Origin of the sequence: Phyllobacterium sp. 1468, assembly GCF_031455525.1 — a bacterium.
In the GTDB taxonomy this organism is placed as follows: Bacteria; Pseudomonadota; Alphaproteobacteria; order Rhizobiales; family Rhizobiaceae; genus Phyllobacterium.
In genome coordinates this window covers 136,211-152,544 of the sequence record NZ_JAVDSX010000001.1, presented here as the reverse complement: position 1 = coordinate 152,544, position 16,334 = coordinate 136,211, and the positions used below count along the sequence as shown (strand labels likewise).

Annotated in this window: 15 protein-coding genes and 1 other RNA gene; 9 read left to right on the top strand and 7 right to left on the bottom strand. The window is 56.7% G+C overall.

Features of this window, described 5'->3' with window-relative positions:
• Positions 1-57 precede the first annotated feature (57 nt).
• The gene (locus J2X72_RS00780) at positions 58-864 is read left to right on the top strand and encodes a Ku protein (RefSeq protein WP_310067407.1); all 807 of its coding nucleotides are present in this window, start codon (positions 58-60) and stop codon (positions 862-864) included.
• Here J2X72_RS00780 and ligD read toward each other — a convergent pair.
• The 3 genes from ligD to J2X72_RS00765 all read right to left on the bottom strand — a co-directional run bounded on the left by ligD (position 861) and on the right by J2X72_RS00765 (position 4,910).
• Positions 861-3,419 carry a DNA ligase D gene (ligD, locus tag J2X72_RS00775; protein WP_310067405.1) on the bottom strand — a complete coding sequence of 853 codons (2,559 nt, stop codon included), beginning with the start codon at positions 3,417-3,419 and terminating at the stop codon, positions 861-863. The two genes, J2X72_RS00780 and ligD, sit on opposite strands and share 4 nt — an antisense overlap.
• Positions 3,420-3,422: 3 nt before the next feature.
• The gene (locus tag J2X72_RS00770) at positions 3,423-4,271 is read right to left on the bottom strand and encodes a Ku protein (protein ID WP_209999293.1); all 849 of its coding nucleotides are present in this window, start codon (positions 4,269-4,271) and stop codon (positions 3,423-3,425) included.
• 192 nt (positions 4,272-4,463) lie between these two features.
• On the bottom strand, positions 4,464-4,910 hold the full coding sequence (locus tag J2X72_RS00765) for a GNAT family N-acetyltransferase (RefSeq protein ID WP_310067402.1): 447 nt from the start codon (positions 4,908-4,910) through the stop codon (positions 4,464-4,466).
• A gap of 149 nt (positions 4,911-5,059) precedes the next feature.
• On the opposite strand from J2X72_RS00765, the gene ssrS reads away from it, so the two are divergent.
• The 7 genes from ssrS to J2X72_RS00730 all read left to right on the top strand — a co-directional run bounded on the left by ssrS (position 5,060) and on the right by J2X72_RS00730 (position 9,792).
• Positions 5,060-5,216, top strand: a non-coding RNA gene (ssrS, locus tag J2X72_RS00760) — 6S RNA.
• 63 nt (positions 5,217-5,279) lie between these two features.
• Positions 5,280-5,867 carry a 5-formyltetrahydrofolate cyclo-ligase gene (locus J2X72_RS00755; protein WP_310067401.1) on the top strand — a complete coding sequence of 196 codons (588 nt, stop codon included), beginning with the start codon at positions 5,280-5,282 and terminating at the stop codon, positions 5,865-5,867.
• Between the two features lie 62 nt (positions 5,868-5,929).
• Entirely contained in the window at positions 5,930-6,754 is an 825-nt protein-coding gene (locus J2X72_RS00750; protein ID WP_209999296.1) for a TIGR00282 family metallophosphoesterase, read from the top strand.
• Between the two features lie 350 nt (positions 6,755-7,104).
• Positions 7,105-7,848, top strand: a complete 744-nt coding sequence (locus tag J2X72_RS00745; protein ID WP_209999297.1) for a TerC family protein — start codon at positions 7,105-7,107, stop codon at positions 7,846-7,848.
• 44 nt (positions 7,849-7,892) lie between these two features.
• Entirely contained in the window at positions 7,893-8,468 is a 576-nt protein-coding gene (locus tag J2X72_RS00740) for a biotin transporter BioY (protein WP_310067395.1), read from the top strand.
• On the top strand, positions 8,465-8,890 hold the full coding sequence (locus J2X72_RS00735; protein ID WP_310067393.1) for a DUF1284 domain-containing protein: 426 nt from the start codon (positions 8,465-8,467) through the stop codon (positions 8,888-8,890). The genes J2X72_RS00740 and J2X72_RS00735 overlap by 4 nt, the downstream gene beginning before the upstream one ends.
• A gap of 152 nt (positions 8,891-9,042) precedes the next feature.
• Complete coding sequence (locus tag J2X72_RS00730; RefSeq protein ID WP_209999302.1) at positions 9,043-9,792, top strand: YebC/PmpR family DNA-binding transcriptional regulator; 750 nt, start codon at positions 9,043-9,045, stop codon at positions 9,790-9,792.
• Between the two features lie 55 nt (positions 9,793-9,847).
• On the opposite strand, the gene J2X72_RS00725 is transcribed toward J2X72_RS00730, so the two are convergent.
• Together J2X72_RS00725 and rpmE are read right to left on the bottom strand one after the other, a co-directional pair.
• Positions 9,848-11,272 (bottom strand): APC family permease, encoded by a 1,425-nt coding sequence (locus J2X72_RS00725; RefSeq protein WP_310067390.1) that lies wholly within the window; start codon positions 11,270-11,272, stop codon positions 9,848-9,850.
• A 144-nt stretch (positions 11,273-11,416) separates the two neighbouring features.
• Positions 11,417-11,638, bottom strand: coding sequence for a 50S ribosomal protein L31 (gene rpmE, locus J2X72_RS00720; RefSeq protein ID WP_112523777.1), 222 nt, complete (start codon positions 11,636-11,638; stop codon positions 11,417-11,419).
• 203 nt (positions 11,639-11,841) lie between these two features.
• Between rpmE and J2X72_RS00715 the strand changes: the two genes are divergently transcribed.
• On the top strand, positions 11,842-13,656 hold the full coding sequence (locus J2X72_RS00715) for an ABC transporter transmembrane domain-containing protein (protein ID WP_310067387.1): 1,815 nt from the start codon (positions 11,842-11,844) through the stop codon (positions 13,654-13,656).
• A 578-nt stretch (positions 13,657-14,234) separates the two neighbouring features.
• Here J2X72_RS00715 and J2X72_RS00710 read toward each other — a convergent pair.
• Both J2X72_RS00710 and J2X72_RS00705 read right to left on the bottom strand, forming a co-directional pair.
• On the bottom strand, positions 14,235-15,266 hold the full coding sequence (locus J2X72_RS00710) for a peptidoglycan -binding protein (protein ID WP_310067382.1): 1,032 nt from the start codon (positions 15,264-15,266) through the stop codon (positions 14,235-14,237).
• On the bottom strand, positions 15,266-16,288 hold the full coding sequence (locus tag J2X72_RS00705; RefSeq protein WP_310067379.1) for a MotA/TolQ/ExbB proton channel family protein: 1,023 nt from the start codon (positions 16,286-16,288) through the stop codon (positions 15,266-15,268). Before J2X72_RS00705 ends, J2X72_RS00710 begins: the two co-directional genes overlap by 1 nt.
• Between the last annotated feature and the right edge of the window lie 46 nt (positions 16,289-16,334).

Sequence of the window (16,334 nt, the reverse complement as noted above, 5' to 3'; positions counted from 1 at the left end):
ATGGAACGAATTGGCTATCAGCCCGTTTTTCATGCGCATATTGGGGGAGTATGAGTCATGGCACCGCGTTCATTCTGGAAAGGCTATTTGAAGCTCTCGCTCGTCACTTGCCCGGTCGCGATGGTGCCCGCGACGACGGACAATGAAAAGGTCAAGTTTCACACGCTCAACCGGAAAACCGGCAACCGCGTTGTCAGTCACTATGTGGATTCCGTCAGTGGCAAGGCGGTGGAGGAGGACGACGAGGTCAAAGGCTATCAGCGGAGCGAAGACGAATATGTCATGCTCGAGGATGACGAGATCGAGGCGGTGGGGCTCGAGAGCACGCGAACGATCGATATTTCGATGTTTGTGCCGCGCGATAGCATTGATTGGGTCTGGTATGACAAGCCACACTATCTGACGCCGGACGATCCGGTCGGTGAGGAGGCTTTTTCGGTCATCCGCGATGCGATGGAGGCGACCGGTCAGGTCGGGATTTCGCGGCTGGTTATGTACAGGCGGGAGCGCGCGGTAATGCTGGAACCGCGAGATCGGGGCATCGTCTTATGGACGTTGCGCTATGGCGATGAGGTGCGTGATCGCGATGCGTATTTCGGGGACATCAAAAACGACAAGGTCGACAGCAACCTCATGCCTTTAGTGAAGACGCTGATCGACGAGCGGATGAAGCCTTGGGATCCCAAGATGGTCGATGATCCAGTTCAGGATCGCCTTCTGGAAATTATCGCGGCCAAGAAGAAGGGCAAGAAGCGTCCGGCAAAGCCAAAGGAAAGCACCTCGGAACCTCCGAGCAATGTCGTCAATATCATGGACGCCTTGAAGAAGAGTATCGCCAGCGAAAGCAAATCGAAAAAACGCTAACTCTTCCTCTTGGTTTTTGGCTTTTCAATGGGAGCGGCTGCTGCGCGGAAATCGGCCCAGGGATCGCGTTTTATCGCGGCAAGACGCGTCGCCGTGTTCAAAACCGTGAAATAGGCCGGACCAATGCCGGGAGTAAGTTCATCCCATTCGAGTGGCATTGAAACGGCGGCGCCTGGACGCGCCCGGGTAGAGTAGGGTGCCACTGCTGTCGTACCGCGCTGGTTGCGCAGGTAATCGATGAGAATCTTGCCCGTACGTTTCGACTTGGTGATCGTCGAGACATAGGCGTCAGGACTGTCGGACGCCATCGAATCGGCAAGTGCCTTGGTGAAAGCCTTGACTTCCGGCCAGGCAGCTTTGGGTTTGACCGGGGCCACGACGTGGAGACCCTTGCCCCCGGACGTCTTGACGAAGGCGGCCAGACCCGCCTGTTCAAGCCGTTCCCGGGTTTCGAATGCGCCTGCTATGACCTGTTCCCAGGAAACATTCTCACCGGGATCGAGATCCATGATGATCATGTCCGGGCGCTCCCAATCTGCGATTGTCGAACCCCAAGGGTGAATTTCGAGGACCGCCGACTGCACCAGGCCGATGAGTCCATCCAGGTCGTTGATACTGATCAATGGTTCGTCGTCTTTGTCTTTTGGATCATTGACGAGGGCAATATTGGAATTGAGGCCCTTCCACGCGTGTTTCTGAAAGAAGGTTTGGCCACTGATGCCTTCCGGACCCCGGAGCAGGGCCAACGGGCGTGCAACGACGAAGGGAGCGATATACTTCCAGACCTCCGTATAATAGTCCGCCAAACCTTGCTTGGTGACGCCTTCCTCCGGCCAATAGATCCGATCTGGATGGGTAAGTTTCACTGTGGGCCTCTCCGGTTGTGGTGATGCCTTCGATTTCGGTGTCTCGCGCACGACTTCACTTGGAGGCTTGTCCTCGCGCAGACCGCGAAACGCTGCATGACGCAGATTGTTGTCTGCCGTCCAGGAGCGGAATTCCACTTCAGCGACAAGTTGCGGTTTCACGTACCGCACCTGGCGTGCCGCATCGGCACTCAGTCGTTCCGCAAAGGGGCTTTCCGGCGCGCGAATGCGTTCGAGCCTGCGAAACAGATCTTCTGCTACTGAAGCGCTGTATCCTGTTCCGACGCGACCGACATGTTCAAGCTTCTTGCCGTCGTAAACGCCCATGACCAGCGAACCGATCGCTCTGCGCGATGTGGTGGATGGTACGTAGCCGCCGATGACGAATTCCTGCCTTTGTGAGCACTTGGCCTTGATCCAATCCTTGACGCGGCCGGAGCGGTATGGCGCGTCGCGAAGCTTCGACACGATACCTTCGAGGCTGAGCCGGCAGGCGTGATCGAGAATAAGGGGCCCGTTTTCTTCAAAATGGCCACTATAGCGGATCAATCCGGGCGCATCGGCGGTCAGTTTTTCAAGCATGGCCTTGCGCTCGACCAAGGGCACGTCCTGCAGGTTAAAGCCATCAAGATAGAGAAGATCGAAAACGTAGAAGACGAAACGATCCGTGCGATTGTCGCTGAGATCGGCTTGCAGGGCGGAAAAGTTGGAGGCGCCTCCAGCTGTTTCGACCACCAGCTCGCCATCGATCAGCGCCGTGCCAATCGGCAAACTTTGAAATGCGCCAACGATTTCTTTGCCGAACTTCTTGGTCCAGTCGAGGCCGTTGCGAGTGAATAGCTTGACCCGGCCGGCCTCGATCCGGACCTGCAGTCGATAGCCGTCAAACTTTATCTCGTGAATCCAGCGCTCGCCCGAAGGCGGCTTTGGTGCAAGCGTGGCCAGCGTTGGCTCGACAAAAGAGGGGAGGGGTGCCTTCCTGGCTCCGTCGATTTTTGAGGGATCAGGGCCATTCGCCGCCTGGAGGTCAGAAGACTGTGCTCTGGCGGCTTTGCTGGCAGTTTTGCCATTGGCCGTCTTTTTTTTATCGATCTTGCCGGTTTTTGAAGACCAGCCGGGGTCTTCGCCAGCGACATCGGCGATTTCCCGTCCGGTCTTTACGGATTCGGGGCGCTCTTCAAGGATATCAGGATCGCTTTCAGTACGCGCTGCATCATCTTCCGCTTTTATGAGCAACCAGTTCTCGCGCTTTTCGCGCGGTTTGCCATGCATGCGAACCAGATGCCACCGCCCTGAAAGCTTTTCGCCGTGAAGTTCGAACTCCAGATGGCCCTTGGCATAACCATACTTCTGGTCAAAGACCGGGGTCCAGGTGCCGCGGTCCCAGACAATGACAGTACCACCGCCATACTCGCCCTTGGGTATCGTGCCCTCGAAGCCGCCATACTCCAAAGGATGGTCTTCCACGTGGACCGCGAGCCGCTTCTCACCCGGTACCAGGCTTGGGCCGCGCGTAACGGCCCAGCTCTTCAAAACGCCATCCATTTCAAGGCGTAAATCATAATGAAGTCGCGTCGCATCATGTTTCTGGATGACGAAACTATTACCGGCCTTGCGCGACTTGCGTCCCTTTGGCTCTGACGTTGTCTTGAAATCGCGTTTTTTCCGGTATGTTTCAAGCGCAACCATGAATCAGCTCGCCTTCCTCCGTGCGGGTTCCGCCTTGGGTTTGCGGGCTGGCGTCTTTTTGGGCTTCGCTTCTTTCTTGCCCGCCCCCGCGCTCTGCCGCAGCGCCTCCATAAGGTCGACGACCTTCTCGGACTTGGCGGGTTGCTTCTTGGGGAGTGGCTTGCCTTCGAGTTTAGCCCGGACCAGTTCGGCAAGAGCAGCCTCGTATCGATCCTTATACTCGGCTGGGTCAAAGGTGCCGCGTTTCGTTTCGATAATATGCTTGGCCAGGTCCAGCATTTCGCCCGTGATTTTTATCTCGGGGATGTCGCTAAACGCATCCTTGGCCGAGCGGATCTCGTAATCGAAGTGCAACGTGTTGGCGATTAGTCCACCGCCTGCCGCGCGGATCAGAAGCGTGCGGGCGCGGCGGAAAAGCACCGTTTGGGCAAGCGCCGCCACCTTCTTGTCTTTCATGCCCTCGCGGATAAGGGCAAAGGCTTCCTGGCCGTGTTTGTCACTGGGTGCGAGATAATATGGCTTGTCGAAATATATGTCGTCTACATCGTCCGTCGCGACGAATGCTTCGACTGATAGCGTCTTGTCGCTCTCGGGAACTGCGGCAGCAACCTCTTCGGGCTCGAGTACGATATAATCGTTGTCGCCAACCTCGTAGCCCTTGACCTGATCTTCCTTCTCGACTGGCTTGCCGCTGTCGGAATCAATGAACTGCCGCTGAACCCGATGGCCGGTGGCGCGGTTCAACGTATGAAAGGCGATGCGGTCGGAAGTCGAGGCAGCCGTATATAGCGCCACAGGGCACGAAAGCTCTGCGACCTTCAGAAAGCCTTTCCAATTTGCTCTTGGCGCCAACGCTCAACTCCCATGGCTCGTATTGCGAAATGCACTTGAGGTGGATTAGTTCCGAAACCCTGTAAGTCCGTACGTTCGACGGCTTTACGATTGGACGGGACGGTAACAATCTTGGAAGAAGAATACAACTTGAACGGGAAATGGCAGGGTGGCAAACAACGGCGGGCGGTATGATTGAGAACCGCCGGATGCTTAAACCATTTTCACATACTTGATGAAGGGTGTTACTTTCGCGATCCTGTCATAGAGTTGGCGTGCCGTCCTGTTATCCTGGTTCGTTGTCCAATAGACCGAGTGGGCACCAGCCTTGGCGGCCTCGGCGTGGACGGCTTCGATCAATGCGCGACCAACGCCCTTGCCGCGTGCCTCCGGGTCGGCGTACAGATCCTGAAGGTAGCAGACGTCCTCGATGCTCCAGTTGTGCCGATGAAACAGATAGTGCGTTAGCCCGACAGATTTGCCTTCAAACTCGGCGATGAAACCGCGATACTCATGACTAGCACCGGAAGTCAGCCTCGCGAACGTCGTTTGGTAAACCTCTTCAGGCACTGTGGTCTCGTAAAAGGCCAAATAAGCAGTCCAAAGCCGCCGCCACTCGGATTCGTCGGATTTTTGCAAAGGGCGGATTCGAACGCTCATTTATTTGTCTCCTGATCTGCGAGGCGCCAGACTAGAGCCTATCATCCAGGCATGAAAGGCTCTAGGGTCGCGAACTAACGAGCGCTACAGGTTGAAATTAGCCGACAACCCTACTGGTGCAATCCAACCAACCGTCCTATATTTGGGTTGGCGTTCTGCGCTTCTCGACAGGAGAGACATATTCCCCGGGGCCTTAATGATCCCTTAGGGAGCTGTCCCTGAGGAGGCCCGTGGGCTTCTTCACACGGCACCCACCTACTTTGTAGGTTCCCGGGATCGACTTCTCCATCGGTTGTGTGGACGCCGCTTTGAATTTTTGTGCTCATCCGAGCTGGACTCCAGCTTCCAGCCCCTCATGAAGTCACCCGCTTGACGCACCATTCCTCCATCAAAGACCTGAAGAAGAATTTGAGGCTCGAAGCCCTGGACCGCCGCGACACGCTTTCCACGGAGTATCGGATCGAAGCGTCGATGCGCATCGCCGACGCCGGCATCTCGACCCTTGTCGTGGATCCAGGGACCAATGTCTCGGGGTTCTGGCCGATCCGGTCGGAAGTGGATCTGCGCCCCCTGCTTTTCCATTTGCGTGAAAAAGGAGCGCGGCTATGCCTTCCGGTCATTATCGACAAGCAGACGATTCTTTTTCGCGAACTCGTGCGCGGTGCGCCAATGGTTGCCACGGGTTTCGGCACGGCCGGACCGCCCGAGGATGCGGCGGTTCTCGATCCTTCGTTCATGCTGGTCCCTCTTGCCGCTTTCGATGAGCGCGGTCATCGTATCGGCTATGGTGCTGGCTATTATGACCGGGCAATCGCGCGACTGAAGGAGATTGGCGTCAATCCACGGTTGATCGGCGTGGCTTTTGACTGTCAACAAGTAGAAATCGTACCTGATGAACCGCATGATGTGCCGCTGGAGGCCGTCCTGACGGAAAGCGGGTTGCGCAGCTTTGGCTAGATCGATAAAGCCAATCAACAATTACGAGCCCGGAAGAGCGGGCTCTCACTCAGGATGTGCGCGTGAGATTACTTTTTCTTGGTGATATGGTGGGCCGCTCTGGCCGTACAGCCGTTTATGAACAATTGCCGGGCCTCATCTCCGATCTGAAACTCGACTTTACAATCGTCAACGGTGAAAACGCGGCCGGCGGCTTTGGCATCACCGAAGAGATTTTCCACGATACGATCAATGCCGGCGCTGACGTCGTCACCACCGGCAATCATGTTTGGGATCAGCGTGAGGCGCTGGTCTTCGCCGCCCGGGAGCAGCGCTTCCTGCGACCTGCGAATTTCCCGCTGGGGACGGCCGGAAAAGGTTCGGGCATATTTCTTGCCAAAAATGGCGCCCGCGTGCTCGTCGCCAACATTATGGGGCGGGTTTTCATGCATCCGGATTTGCATGATCCCTTCACGATAGCCGAAGAAATCCTGGCTGCATGTCCGCTCGGTGAACAGGCGGATGCGGTGGTCTTTGATTTTCATGCGGAGGCGACCAGCGAGAAACAGTGTTTTGGCCATTTTGTCGATGGCCGGGCCAGTTTCGTGGTGGGCACTCATACACATGTGCCGACGGCAGACGCGCAGATACTCAACGGCGGAACCGCCTATATGTCCGATGCCGGAATGTGCGGGGACTATGACTCCTCGCTCGGAATGGACAAGGAAGAACCGCTCAACAGATTCCTCTCCAAAGTGCCGAAAGGCCGGTTTGAAGCCGCCAGCGGCAAGGCGACAATCTGCGGCGTCGGGGTCGAGATTTCCGACCGCACGGGCCTCGCCGAAAAGATCGCTCCCTTGCGTCTCGGCCCAAGGCTTGAAGAAACGATCCCCTCATTTTGGAAATGAGTTGACCGAACGGCGCACCCTCACCTAGTTAGGACCTATTAATATGATTGAAATGGCGCCTGAACGGCAAGAAGATGCGAGGAGAAGCGTGAAGGGCGGGGTTTTCCCCCGGCCGAACGATTCGACACTGCAGCTTGCAGCCGTTTCGGCGTCCGGAGGATATGGCCTTTTCGCCCGGCTACTGTGTCGCAAAGGCTCGAAAATGGATAAACATTTCCATCGCCTTCGCTCCTCTCCTCGTATCCAAACAAAAAGCCTCCTACCATTTCCATCAGATTAACAGGTCCTGACCATAAGTCGTGTCGTCAAATTTGCACCATCCGGGCCACAGCAACACAGGAACGACCCCCATGGAAGCACTACTCTCCTATTTCGATTTCATCTACACGCCGTCAGGCCTTATAGCCCTCGTCACACTTGTCGTGATGGAGGTGGTGCTCGGTATCGACAATCTCATCTTCATTTCAATTCTCACCAACAAGCTGCCGAAGGAACAGCAGGCGCGCGCGCGCCGGCTCGGTATAAGCGCGGCACTGGTCCTGAGACTGGTTTTGCTTTTCACAATTTCGATCATCGTACAGCTGACAGAACCAGTCTTCGAGGCTTTCGGCCACGGCTTCTCCTGGCGCGACCTTATCCTTATCGCAGGTGGTCTGTTTCTGGTGTGGAAGGCCACGAAGGAAATCCATCACACGGTCGACCACGAGGATGCCAAGGAAGATGTCATCGGAAAGACAGTCACGCTGTCCATGGGTGCCGCCATCGTGCAGATACTGGTGCTCGATCTGGTGTTCTCGGTGGATTCCATCATTACCGCTGTCGGCATGACTGATGAAATCGCAATCATGGTTATCGCCGTGCTCGCTGCCGTGACTGTTATGATGCTGGCAGCCGAGCCGTTGTCAAAATTTATCGCCAACAATCCGACCATAGTCATGCTTGCGCTTGGCTTCCTTTTGATGATTGGTATGACGCTGATCGCCGACGGGTTTGGTTACCATGTTCCCAAAGGCTACATCTATGCGGCGATGGGCTTTTCCGCTCTTGTCGAGGCGCTCAACATGCTGGCGCGCCGCAAAAAAAAGAAGGACTGATCACAGTTCGACTACGTTCAACGCGTCCTAGAGGATTTGTATCAATGACCCAGACCACTTTTGCCGAGGCTTTCGTTCCACTTAAATTCGCTAACCGATCGCTCGCCTTCAAGGCGCTGGCAGTGGTGATCGGCACCGCGTTTCTTGCGGTCAGTTCGTGGATTTCGGTTCCGATGGTGCCGGTGCCAATCACCATGCAGACCTTCGCGGTCACCATGGTAGGCGCGCTCTATGGCTGGCGGCTCGGCGGTATCACCGTCATTGCATGGCTTCTCCAATCTTTCCTCGGATTGCCTGTTTTGGCCGAGGGCATGCCGGGCCAGATTGCCTTTGCAGGTCCAACAGCTGGATATCTGTTTTCCTTTCCTGTCGTTGCAGCATTCGTTGGTCTTCTCGCGGAACGTGGCCTGACGCGCAATCCATTCGCGGCTTTCGGCATCATGCTTCTTGGCAATGCGCTCTGCCTTCTGCTCGGCGGGGCGTGGCTGGCAAACATGATCGGCCTCGAAAAGGCATGGATTTTTGGTGTTGCGCCATTCATCATCGGTGGTGTCCTCAAATCGGCGCTGGCTGCGGCAACAATCGAGATGTTTCGCCGCTCGGGTATTCGCCTCTCTTGACCGTCAAGCTCCGCGCGCACCATCTGCTCTGCGTGCTAACCTATATCGGTAAAGGCTATGGTCCCGCCTTTACCGCAAACTACGACGGCATCGTTGCGAGATTGGTGGCGGGCGAGAATATCCTGATTGAGGAGGGGCCGGACGATATCTGTCAGCCCCTTCTTGCGACGACCGAGCCGCATTGCTTGCGCGACAGCGTCATTGAGCGGGATATCAAGGCAATGCATGACGTTGCCAATCTGCTTGGCAGGCCGCTTCAGATTGGCGATACTGTGGATCTTGACGCCATGACGGTCGGAAAATTCCGCGACGCCTTCACGAAAGGCCAAACCCGACGCGCTTGCATCGGTTGTGAGTGGTTTGACCTTTGCTCAGCGATATCGAAATCCGGCTACCAGGACACCAGACTGAAGTTTGAGTGAACGCCTGAAGCGACTGGTGCTGGACGAGGCGTCGCTTTTTACCTATAAGGGCGCCATTCCAGAAGCATGTTTCCGCTCGGTGCAGCCCGCAACTTCATTGCAGGGCCCTGAAGTGAAACATCAACAACCGCAAGAAAGCACGCAGGGGTGCCATGGCAGGCCATTCACAATTCAAGAACATCATGCACCGCAAAGGGCGCCAGGATGCCGTTCGGTCAAAGATATTTTCCAAGCTCGGGCGCGAAATCACGGTCGCTGCCAAGCAGGGTCTGCCCGACCCGTTGATGAACCCGCGCTTGCGCCTGGCCGTACAGAACGCCAGGGCGCAGTCGATGCCGAAGGATAATATCGAGCGCGCCATCAAGAAGGCGTCCGGTGGCGATGCCGACAACTACGAGGAAGTCCGTTACGAGGGTTATGGCCCGGGCGGCGTTGCTGTCATCGTCGAGGCATTGACGGACAATCGAAACCGCACGGCCTCCAATGTGCGTGCGGCCTTCACCAAGGCTGGTGGCGCATTGGGTGAAACCGGCTCCGTCGGCTTCATGTTCAATCGTGTCGGCGAAATCACTTACAAGCCCGACGCAGGTAGCGCCGACAAGATCATGGAAGCTGCAATCGAGGCTGGAGCCGATGATGTGGCGAGCGATGAAGAGGGCCACGTAATTCTGTGTGCTTTCGAAGACATCGGCGACGTTTCGAAGGCGCTGGAGGCCGCGCTTGGCGAAGCGGAATCAATCAAGGCAATCTGGAAGCCTGCGACGACCGCGCCGGTTGATGAGGAAAAGGCGCAGTCGGTTCTTCGTTTGATCTCAACGCTGGACGATGATGACGACGTGCAGAACGTTTATGCGAACTTTGAAGTGAGCGACGAAGTTCTGGCCAAGCTCAGCGCAGCCTGACCCTATCTAGGAATAATGACCCGCCAGAATTGTCCTGGCGGGTTTTTGTTTGAGCTTAGTTGACCGGTCCGTCACCACCCAGAGCTTCCATATCCGCATCAGTCGGCCTCACTCCGGTGGCGCGATTGACCAGAATGGTAACAAGCCATAGCACCACACCGATGCCGATGAGGATTCCGGCGATCTTGTATTGCACTGGATCGCGGCCCGTCCAGGGACCCGCGAAGAAGGCGCAGCAGATGGCACCGACGATCGGCAGAAACGTCGGCGTGCGGAAGTGATCGTGATCCACGCTTTCTTTTCGCAAGACCAGAACTGCGATGTTCACGATCGTGAAAACGAAAAGAAGCAATAGCGCCGTCGTGCCTCCGAGAGCCGGTACCTCACCCACAAACAGGATGAGGGCAAATGCCAGCAATGTCGTGAAGGCGATCGCAAGATATGGCGTGCGGCGGGTGGCGTGTACCTTGCCGAAGATTGGCGGCAACACATGTTCGCGGCTCATGCCATAGACGAGGCGGCTTGCCATCAACATGTTGATCAGCGCGCTGTTAGCAACGGCGAACATCGTGATGAAGCCGAAAATCCAGAGCGGGAAATTCGGCGCCCCGGCCTGGACGACCTTGAGCAGCGGGGTTTCGCCCTCGCCGAGATCGGCAGGTGTAACGAGGGTGATGGCGGAAATAGAGACCAGCACATAGATGGCGCCGGTAATGAACAGACCCGCCAGCAGCACTTTTGGAAATATTCCCGACGGATTCTTGCATTCCTCGGCCATGTTGACCGAGTCCTCGAAGCCGACCATGGCGAAAAAGGCGAGGGTGGTTGCGGCCATAACCGACCAGAAGACGCTGGTATCGGGAGATGTCGCAAATTGCGTGATGCGTGAGACATCGCCCTGACCGGCGGCGATGGCCCACAAGCCGATGAAAATGATGATCAGAAGGCCTGTCAGCTCCACCATGGTCAGAACCACATTGGCCTTGACGCTTTCTCCAACACCCCGGAAATTCACGGCCGCAACAATAGCCATGAAGGCAAGCGCGACGAGCGAGATACCGATGCCGGTCTCCAGATTGAGCTGAAACGCCCCCGAAAGGTTAGCGGCGAACGCACGCGATGCTGTCGATGCGGAGGTGATGCCCGAACACATGACAGTGAAAGCGACGATGAAGGTGATGAAGTGGATGCCGAAGGCCTTGTGCGTATAAAGCGCGGCACCCGCTGCTTTCGGATATTTCGTCACGAGCTCGAGATAGCTGAAGGCGGTGACGACGGCGACGATGAAGGCCACGAGGAACGGCAGCCAGACGACACCACCGACCTGCTTGGCGACTTGTCCGGTGAGCGCATAGATGCCGGTGCCTAAAATATCGCCGACGATAAAGAGGAGGAGGAGCCAAGGGCCCATGACCCGATGAAGACTTGGCTCGATCGTCGCTCCTGAAGCGGCGTTGCTACCTGACGTCATGTCGGTCATCGGGTATTCCCTCCGTTGCACATGCAGATACGCGTTCGCAAAAAAACTATTGGCGAAACAGTAGCTTGTCAAACGGGAGGGATCTGAATAACAAAAACGGCCCCGAATATCGGAGCCGTTTTAAAATCCGGTATGCCGGAAAACTTATATGCCGAGATTGGCGAAACGGCTCTTGAACTTCGATACGCGACCGCCGCGGTCCGTCAGCTGCTGCGAACCACCGGTCCATGCTGGATGCGTGGAGGGGTCGATATCGAGGTTCATCGTATCGCCTTCCTTGCCCCAGGTGGAGCGGGTCAGGTATTCTGTGCCATCGGTCATGACGACCTTGATGGTGTGGTAATCTGGATGAATCTTGGCTTGCATCTGTATCGTCCTAAACTAGAGGGCACAAAACCAGCGCCACTGTCTAAGTGGGGATCCGGTCGGAGCCGATTGGTAGAGATGAAGCCAAACGTCACAGGGGCGTGGGCTTCCAAAACTGTTGGCGAGCCTATACATCAGCCTTTAAGCAATAACAAGGCCGTCTGGCCGCAAAGTCGCAAAGCGATGTGAGGAAGACCTGGGACATGGCCGATAGGGATCCATCTCACCTTCAGGAGACGGAAAAAAAGCGTCGCTCCTTGAAACCGTTGCGGCGTATCTACCCTTATATGTCTCGCTATCGGGGCATGATAGCCGGTGCTCTGGTCTCCCTGGTACTGGCGGCGGTAACGACGTTGACGCTTCCATTGGCTGTGCGCCGCATGATCGACCACGGCTTTACCGCCGCAAACGGTGCTTTTATCAATAACTATTTCGGTATGCTGGTGGTGCTTGCAGCGCTGCTGGCACTCGCTTCTGGCGGGCGATACTATTTCGTCATAACACTTGGCGAGCGCATTGTTTCCGATTTGCGCCGCGATGTATTCGATCATCTGACGCGGCTTTCTCCGGCTTTCTTTGACGGTACGCAATCGGGAGAGATTGTCTCGCGCCTTACGGCAGACACGACGCAGATCAAATCGGCTGTCGGTGCGACAGCATCGGTCGCGCTCCGCAACCTCATCCTTGCCTTGGGCGCAATAGTAATGATGGTGATTACGAGCGCCAAGCTATCGGGACTTGTTATCGCGGCAATTCCGCTGATCATCATTCCATTGGTCGCTTTCGGGCGATCCGTGCGCCGCCGTTCACGCGCTGCCCAGGACACGCTGGCCAATGCCACGGCCTATGCCAGCGAATCCATTATCTCAGTTCGCACGTTGCAGGCATTCACGAACGAAAAGCTGGCAACCGCTCGCTTTGGAGCCTCCGTTGAAGACGCGTTCTCAGCAGCGCGTTCATCGGTCAAGGCCAGGGCGATCCTGACTGCCTTTGCAATCTTCATGATCTTTTCCAGCGTCGTCGCGGTGCTTTGGTTCGGCTCGCGTGATGTCCTTTCCGGCGCAATGACGCCAGGAACGCTTGGCCAGTTTCTGCTCTACGCAGTCTTTGCCGCGGGGGCGCTGGGTGCACTTTCCGAGGTTTGGGGCGAACTGTCACAAGCATCGGGTGCCGCCGAAAGACTGATGGAAATCCTGGCAGAAAAACCGGCAATAGAAGCGCCGGCCAATCCTGCCCCTCTGCCGCAGCCGGCCATAGGTTCGGTGAGCTTTGACGATGTCTACTTCAACTACCCCTCGCGTCCGGATGCTCCGGCCCTGAAAGGTCTCGAATTCAAGATCGAGCCCGGCGAGACGGTCGCTATCGTGGGCCCGTCGGGTGCCGGCAAGAGTACCGTGTTTTCACTCTTGCTTCGCTACTACGATCCGGTTTCGGGGCGTGTCCGCGTCGATGGGCTCGATCTGCGCGAAGTCGATCCTGCGGATTTGCGTTCACGTATCGCTATCGTCCCACAGGATACAACAATTTTTGCCGCGACCGCGCGTGAGAACATCGGCTTTGGCCGACCTGGCGCCACGAACGCAGAAATCGAGGCTGCGGCCAAGGCAGCTTTGGCGCACGACTTCATCGAAGCGTTCGACGATGGTTACGATACGCAGGTTGGCGAGCGCGGCATCACACTGTCCGGCGGCCAGCGCCAGCGCATGGCCATCGCGCGCGCCATCCTGCGCGACGCGCCTATCCTCCTGCTCGACGAAGCAACGTCCGCACTCGATGCGGAAAGCGAAATGCTGGTGCAGAGGGCTCTCGACCATTTGATGCAAGGCCGCACGACGCTGGTTATCGCGCATCGGCTCGCGACCGTGCTGAAGGCCGACCGTATTCTCGTCATGGAGAACGGACGCATAGTCGAGGAAGGCACACATCGGACGCTGGTCAAGAAGAACGGCATTTATGCCAGCCTTGCCAAGCTGCAATTCGAAGCGGGCGCCGACGCCTTCAAGGGGGCCGCGGAGTAATGGCGTGATGCCCGTTTCGTGGATAAAGTAAACGCGGGACGTTTTGACGGGGTACTGTAATCGCAACCGGCACGGCAGCATTGCCATCGGCAAATCGGCAGCCTCTAACAAGAATAATCGTGGCCATTTATCCACGCCCGGAAAACCTGAGCTATCCTGTTCCGGTCCTTTCCATGGGGAGCTGCTTCCGGAGCCGTTCGAAAGTGGGGAAGGACGGCGTGTCAGCGCGCGGGAAACGGACCCAAGCGCTGGCCGACCTGTTCGTCTTCGGAGGTCAATCTGCGCATTCTAGGCAGATATTGCCTCCATTGTTGACGCCAAACGCCAATCGTGCGGACACTGCACCGACGGCGACGATGGGCCCGGACTCCAGGGTTCATCCACTCGCCCCGCGGAAGAAGCAGAAGCTGGCCGGCAGGGGGACAACGTTAGCGGGCGGTCTTCGGATCGCATTACCAACTACAAAGACGCGCTTCGACGACCGCCCGTCTTCCCGCAATGCAAACAATGGCCAGACGCGAAAGCGGGCGTGGCAACGGGGCAAGCACACCCGGTTCTTTGACATGACAAAGCTTGCTCTAGCGTTCGGTCAATTTCAGCTCGATACGGCGGTTACGAGCTCGTACTTCCGGTGTGCCGCCCTGCTCAAGCGGTTGAAACTCGCCGAAGCCCGCGGCTACGAGACGGTTTGCTGGAACACCGTTGGCAATCAGGAACTTCACGACGGAAATGGCGCGCGCCGATGACAGTTCCCAATTGTCCTTGAACTGACCAGTCCCGGAAAGAGCGACGTCGTCTGTATGGCCATCGACGCGCAGAACCCAATTGATATCGTCCGGGATTTCCTTCTGCAGGTCGATCAAGGCAGCCGCAAGCTTCTTCATCTCTTCGGAACCGGCCGGATTGAGGATTGCCATTCCTGACGGAAACAACACTTCAGATTGGAAGACGAAACGGTCGCCGACTATGCGGATGTTCTCCCTGTCGGAAAGAATTTCGCGCAGACGGCCGAAAAAGTCCGAGCGGTAGCGATTAAGCTCCTGCACGCGTTGCGCGAGAGCGACGTTAAGCCGCTTGCCGAGGTCGGCAATCTTGGCGTTCGATTCCTTGTCACGCGACTCCGATGCATTGAGCGCGTCCTCGAGGGCACCGATCTGTTTGCGCAACGCCATGATCTGTTGATTAAGAATTTCGACTTGGGAAAGTGCGCGAGCGCTGATTTGTTTTTCGTTCTCAAGCCCGGTCGACAGCTCGGTGATCTTGCCCTCCGCCGCCGCCCCGGCCCCAGCACCTTGGGAAAGCAGTGACTGAAGCCGCGACTGCTCGTTCTGCGCGCTCGTCAGTGAAGCTTGCAAATTGGCGATTGTATCCTCGAGATCCTGCTTGTTGCCCTGTTCCAGAGACAAGAGCTGTGTGAGCTCGTTGATCTGCGAGTTAAGCCGATTGAGCACCGCATCCTTGCCGGTGATTTCCTGGCTCAAGAGAAACTGTGCGAGAACGAAAACCGAAAGCAAAAACATGATCGACAGGAGCAGCGTCGACAGCGCGTCGACGAAACCCGGCCAATAATCAACATGGCGAATGGCTTTGCGGTTACGACCGAGGGCCATCAGTTTGCCTTGTCGCGAGCGATGGCATCGCCCAATTTAGCAAGCGTCTGACGAATGGCCTTTTGTTCGTCAGACTGTTTTTCCACCCAGTCGCGCATCATCTGCTGCTCGGACCGCATGTTCTTCACAAGCCCCTGGATGCCTTCGGCAAGGCTTGCCAGAGCGGCCGTTGTGCGCTGGCTCGATCCGCCGGTCTCCTGAATGTTTTGCAGACGTTCCGACAATGCGCGCAGTTCATCGGAGGCGCCACTGCTGGCGGCATCGAATGCGTGCAGGTCGGAACCAAGATCCGTGACGCTTGATAGCCAGTTTTCCAACTCGGTGTAGAAGCGGTTTTGGGCCCGACCAGCCTGCAAATCAAGAAAACCAAGTATGAGCGATCCGGAAAGGCCGAAGAGCGAGGAGGAAAACGCCGTGCCCATACCGCGGAGCGGGGACTGGAGACCGGCCTTCAGCGAGTCGAGGACACTATTGGCATCGCCGGCCCGAGGGTCGAGCGACTGGATGGTCTGACCGATGGAGCCGATTGTTTCGAGAAGTCCCCAAAAGGTTCCCAAAAGACCGAGAAATACCAGGAGGCCGATGAGATAACGGGAGATATCGCGGGTTTCATCAAGCCGTGCCGCGATGGAATCAAGCATGGAGCGCATCGCGCTGGTTGAAAGCGCCATGGATTGGCGTCGCCCGATGAGGGCGCGCATCGGCGCGAGCATGATTGGCTTGGCATTTGGATCATTGTTGCCTTTGCGGAAGGAATTGACCCAGCGAACCTCAGGAAACAACCGGATGACCTGGCCAAACCCAAGGAGGATGCCCACGATAAGAACGCCGACAATCAAGCCATTGAGACCGGGATTGGTGGTGAAGAAGACCGATATCTGGCGAAATAGAATGGCGGCAAGGAAGGCAACGATTGCCAGAAAGATCGCCATCGATAAAAGCACGAACCGTGGGCTGGAGAGCCGGTAAGGATCAAAATCATCGCCGTCCATACCCTGGCGGGTCGAACTGAAATCAGCCATCGTGTCGTCTCCGCATCGCAATCCGGTGCACCTAACAGATGCACAA

Bases quoted from the DNA above. Each gene is read 5' to 3' on its own strand.
- J2X72_RS00710 (WP_310067382.1), bottom strand. From the start codon at position 15,266: ATGGCCCTCGGTCGTAACCGCAAAGCCATTCGCCATGTTGATTATTGG.
- J2X72_RS00705 (WP_310067379.1), bottom strand. From the start codon at position 16,288: ATGGCTGATTTCAGTTCGACCCGCCAGGGTATGGACGGCGATGATTTT.
- J2X72_RS00725 (WP_310067390.1), bottom strand. From the start codon at position 11,272: ATGACCGACATGACGTCAGGTAGCAACGCCGCTTCAGGAGCGACGATC.
- J2X72_RS00740 (WP_310067395.1), top strand. From the start codon at position 7,893: ATGACCCAGACCACTTTTGCCGAGGCTTTCGTTCCACTTAAATTCGCT.
- J2X72_RS00780 (WP_310067407.1), top strand. From the start codon at position 58: ATGGCACCGCGTTCATTCTGGAAAGGCTATTTGAAGCTCTCGCTCGTC.
- J2X72_RS00730 (WP_209999302.1), top strand. From the start codon at position 9,043: ATGGCAGGCCATTCACAATTCAAGAACATCATGCACCGCAAAGGGCGC.
- J2X72_RS00715 (WP_310067387.1), top strand. From the start codon at position 11,842: ATGGCCGATAGGGATCCATCTCACCTTCAGGAGACGGAAAAAAAGCGT.
- J2X72_RS00765 (WP_310067402.1), bottom strand. From the start codon at position 4,910: ATGAGCGTTCGAATCCGCCCTTTGCAAAAATCCGACGAATCCGAGTGG.
- ligD (WP_310067405.1), bottom strand. From the start codon at position 3,419: ATGGTTGCGCTTGAAACATACCGGAAAAAACGCGATTTCAAGACAACG.
- J2X72_RS00745 (WP_209999297.1), top strand. From the start codon at position 7,105: ATGGAAGCACTACTCTCCTATTTCGATTTCATCTACACGCCGTCAGGC.
- rpmE (WP_112523777.1), bottom strand. From the start codon at position 11,638: ATGCAAGCCAAGATTCATCCAGATTACCACACCATCAAGGTCGTCATG.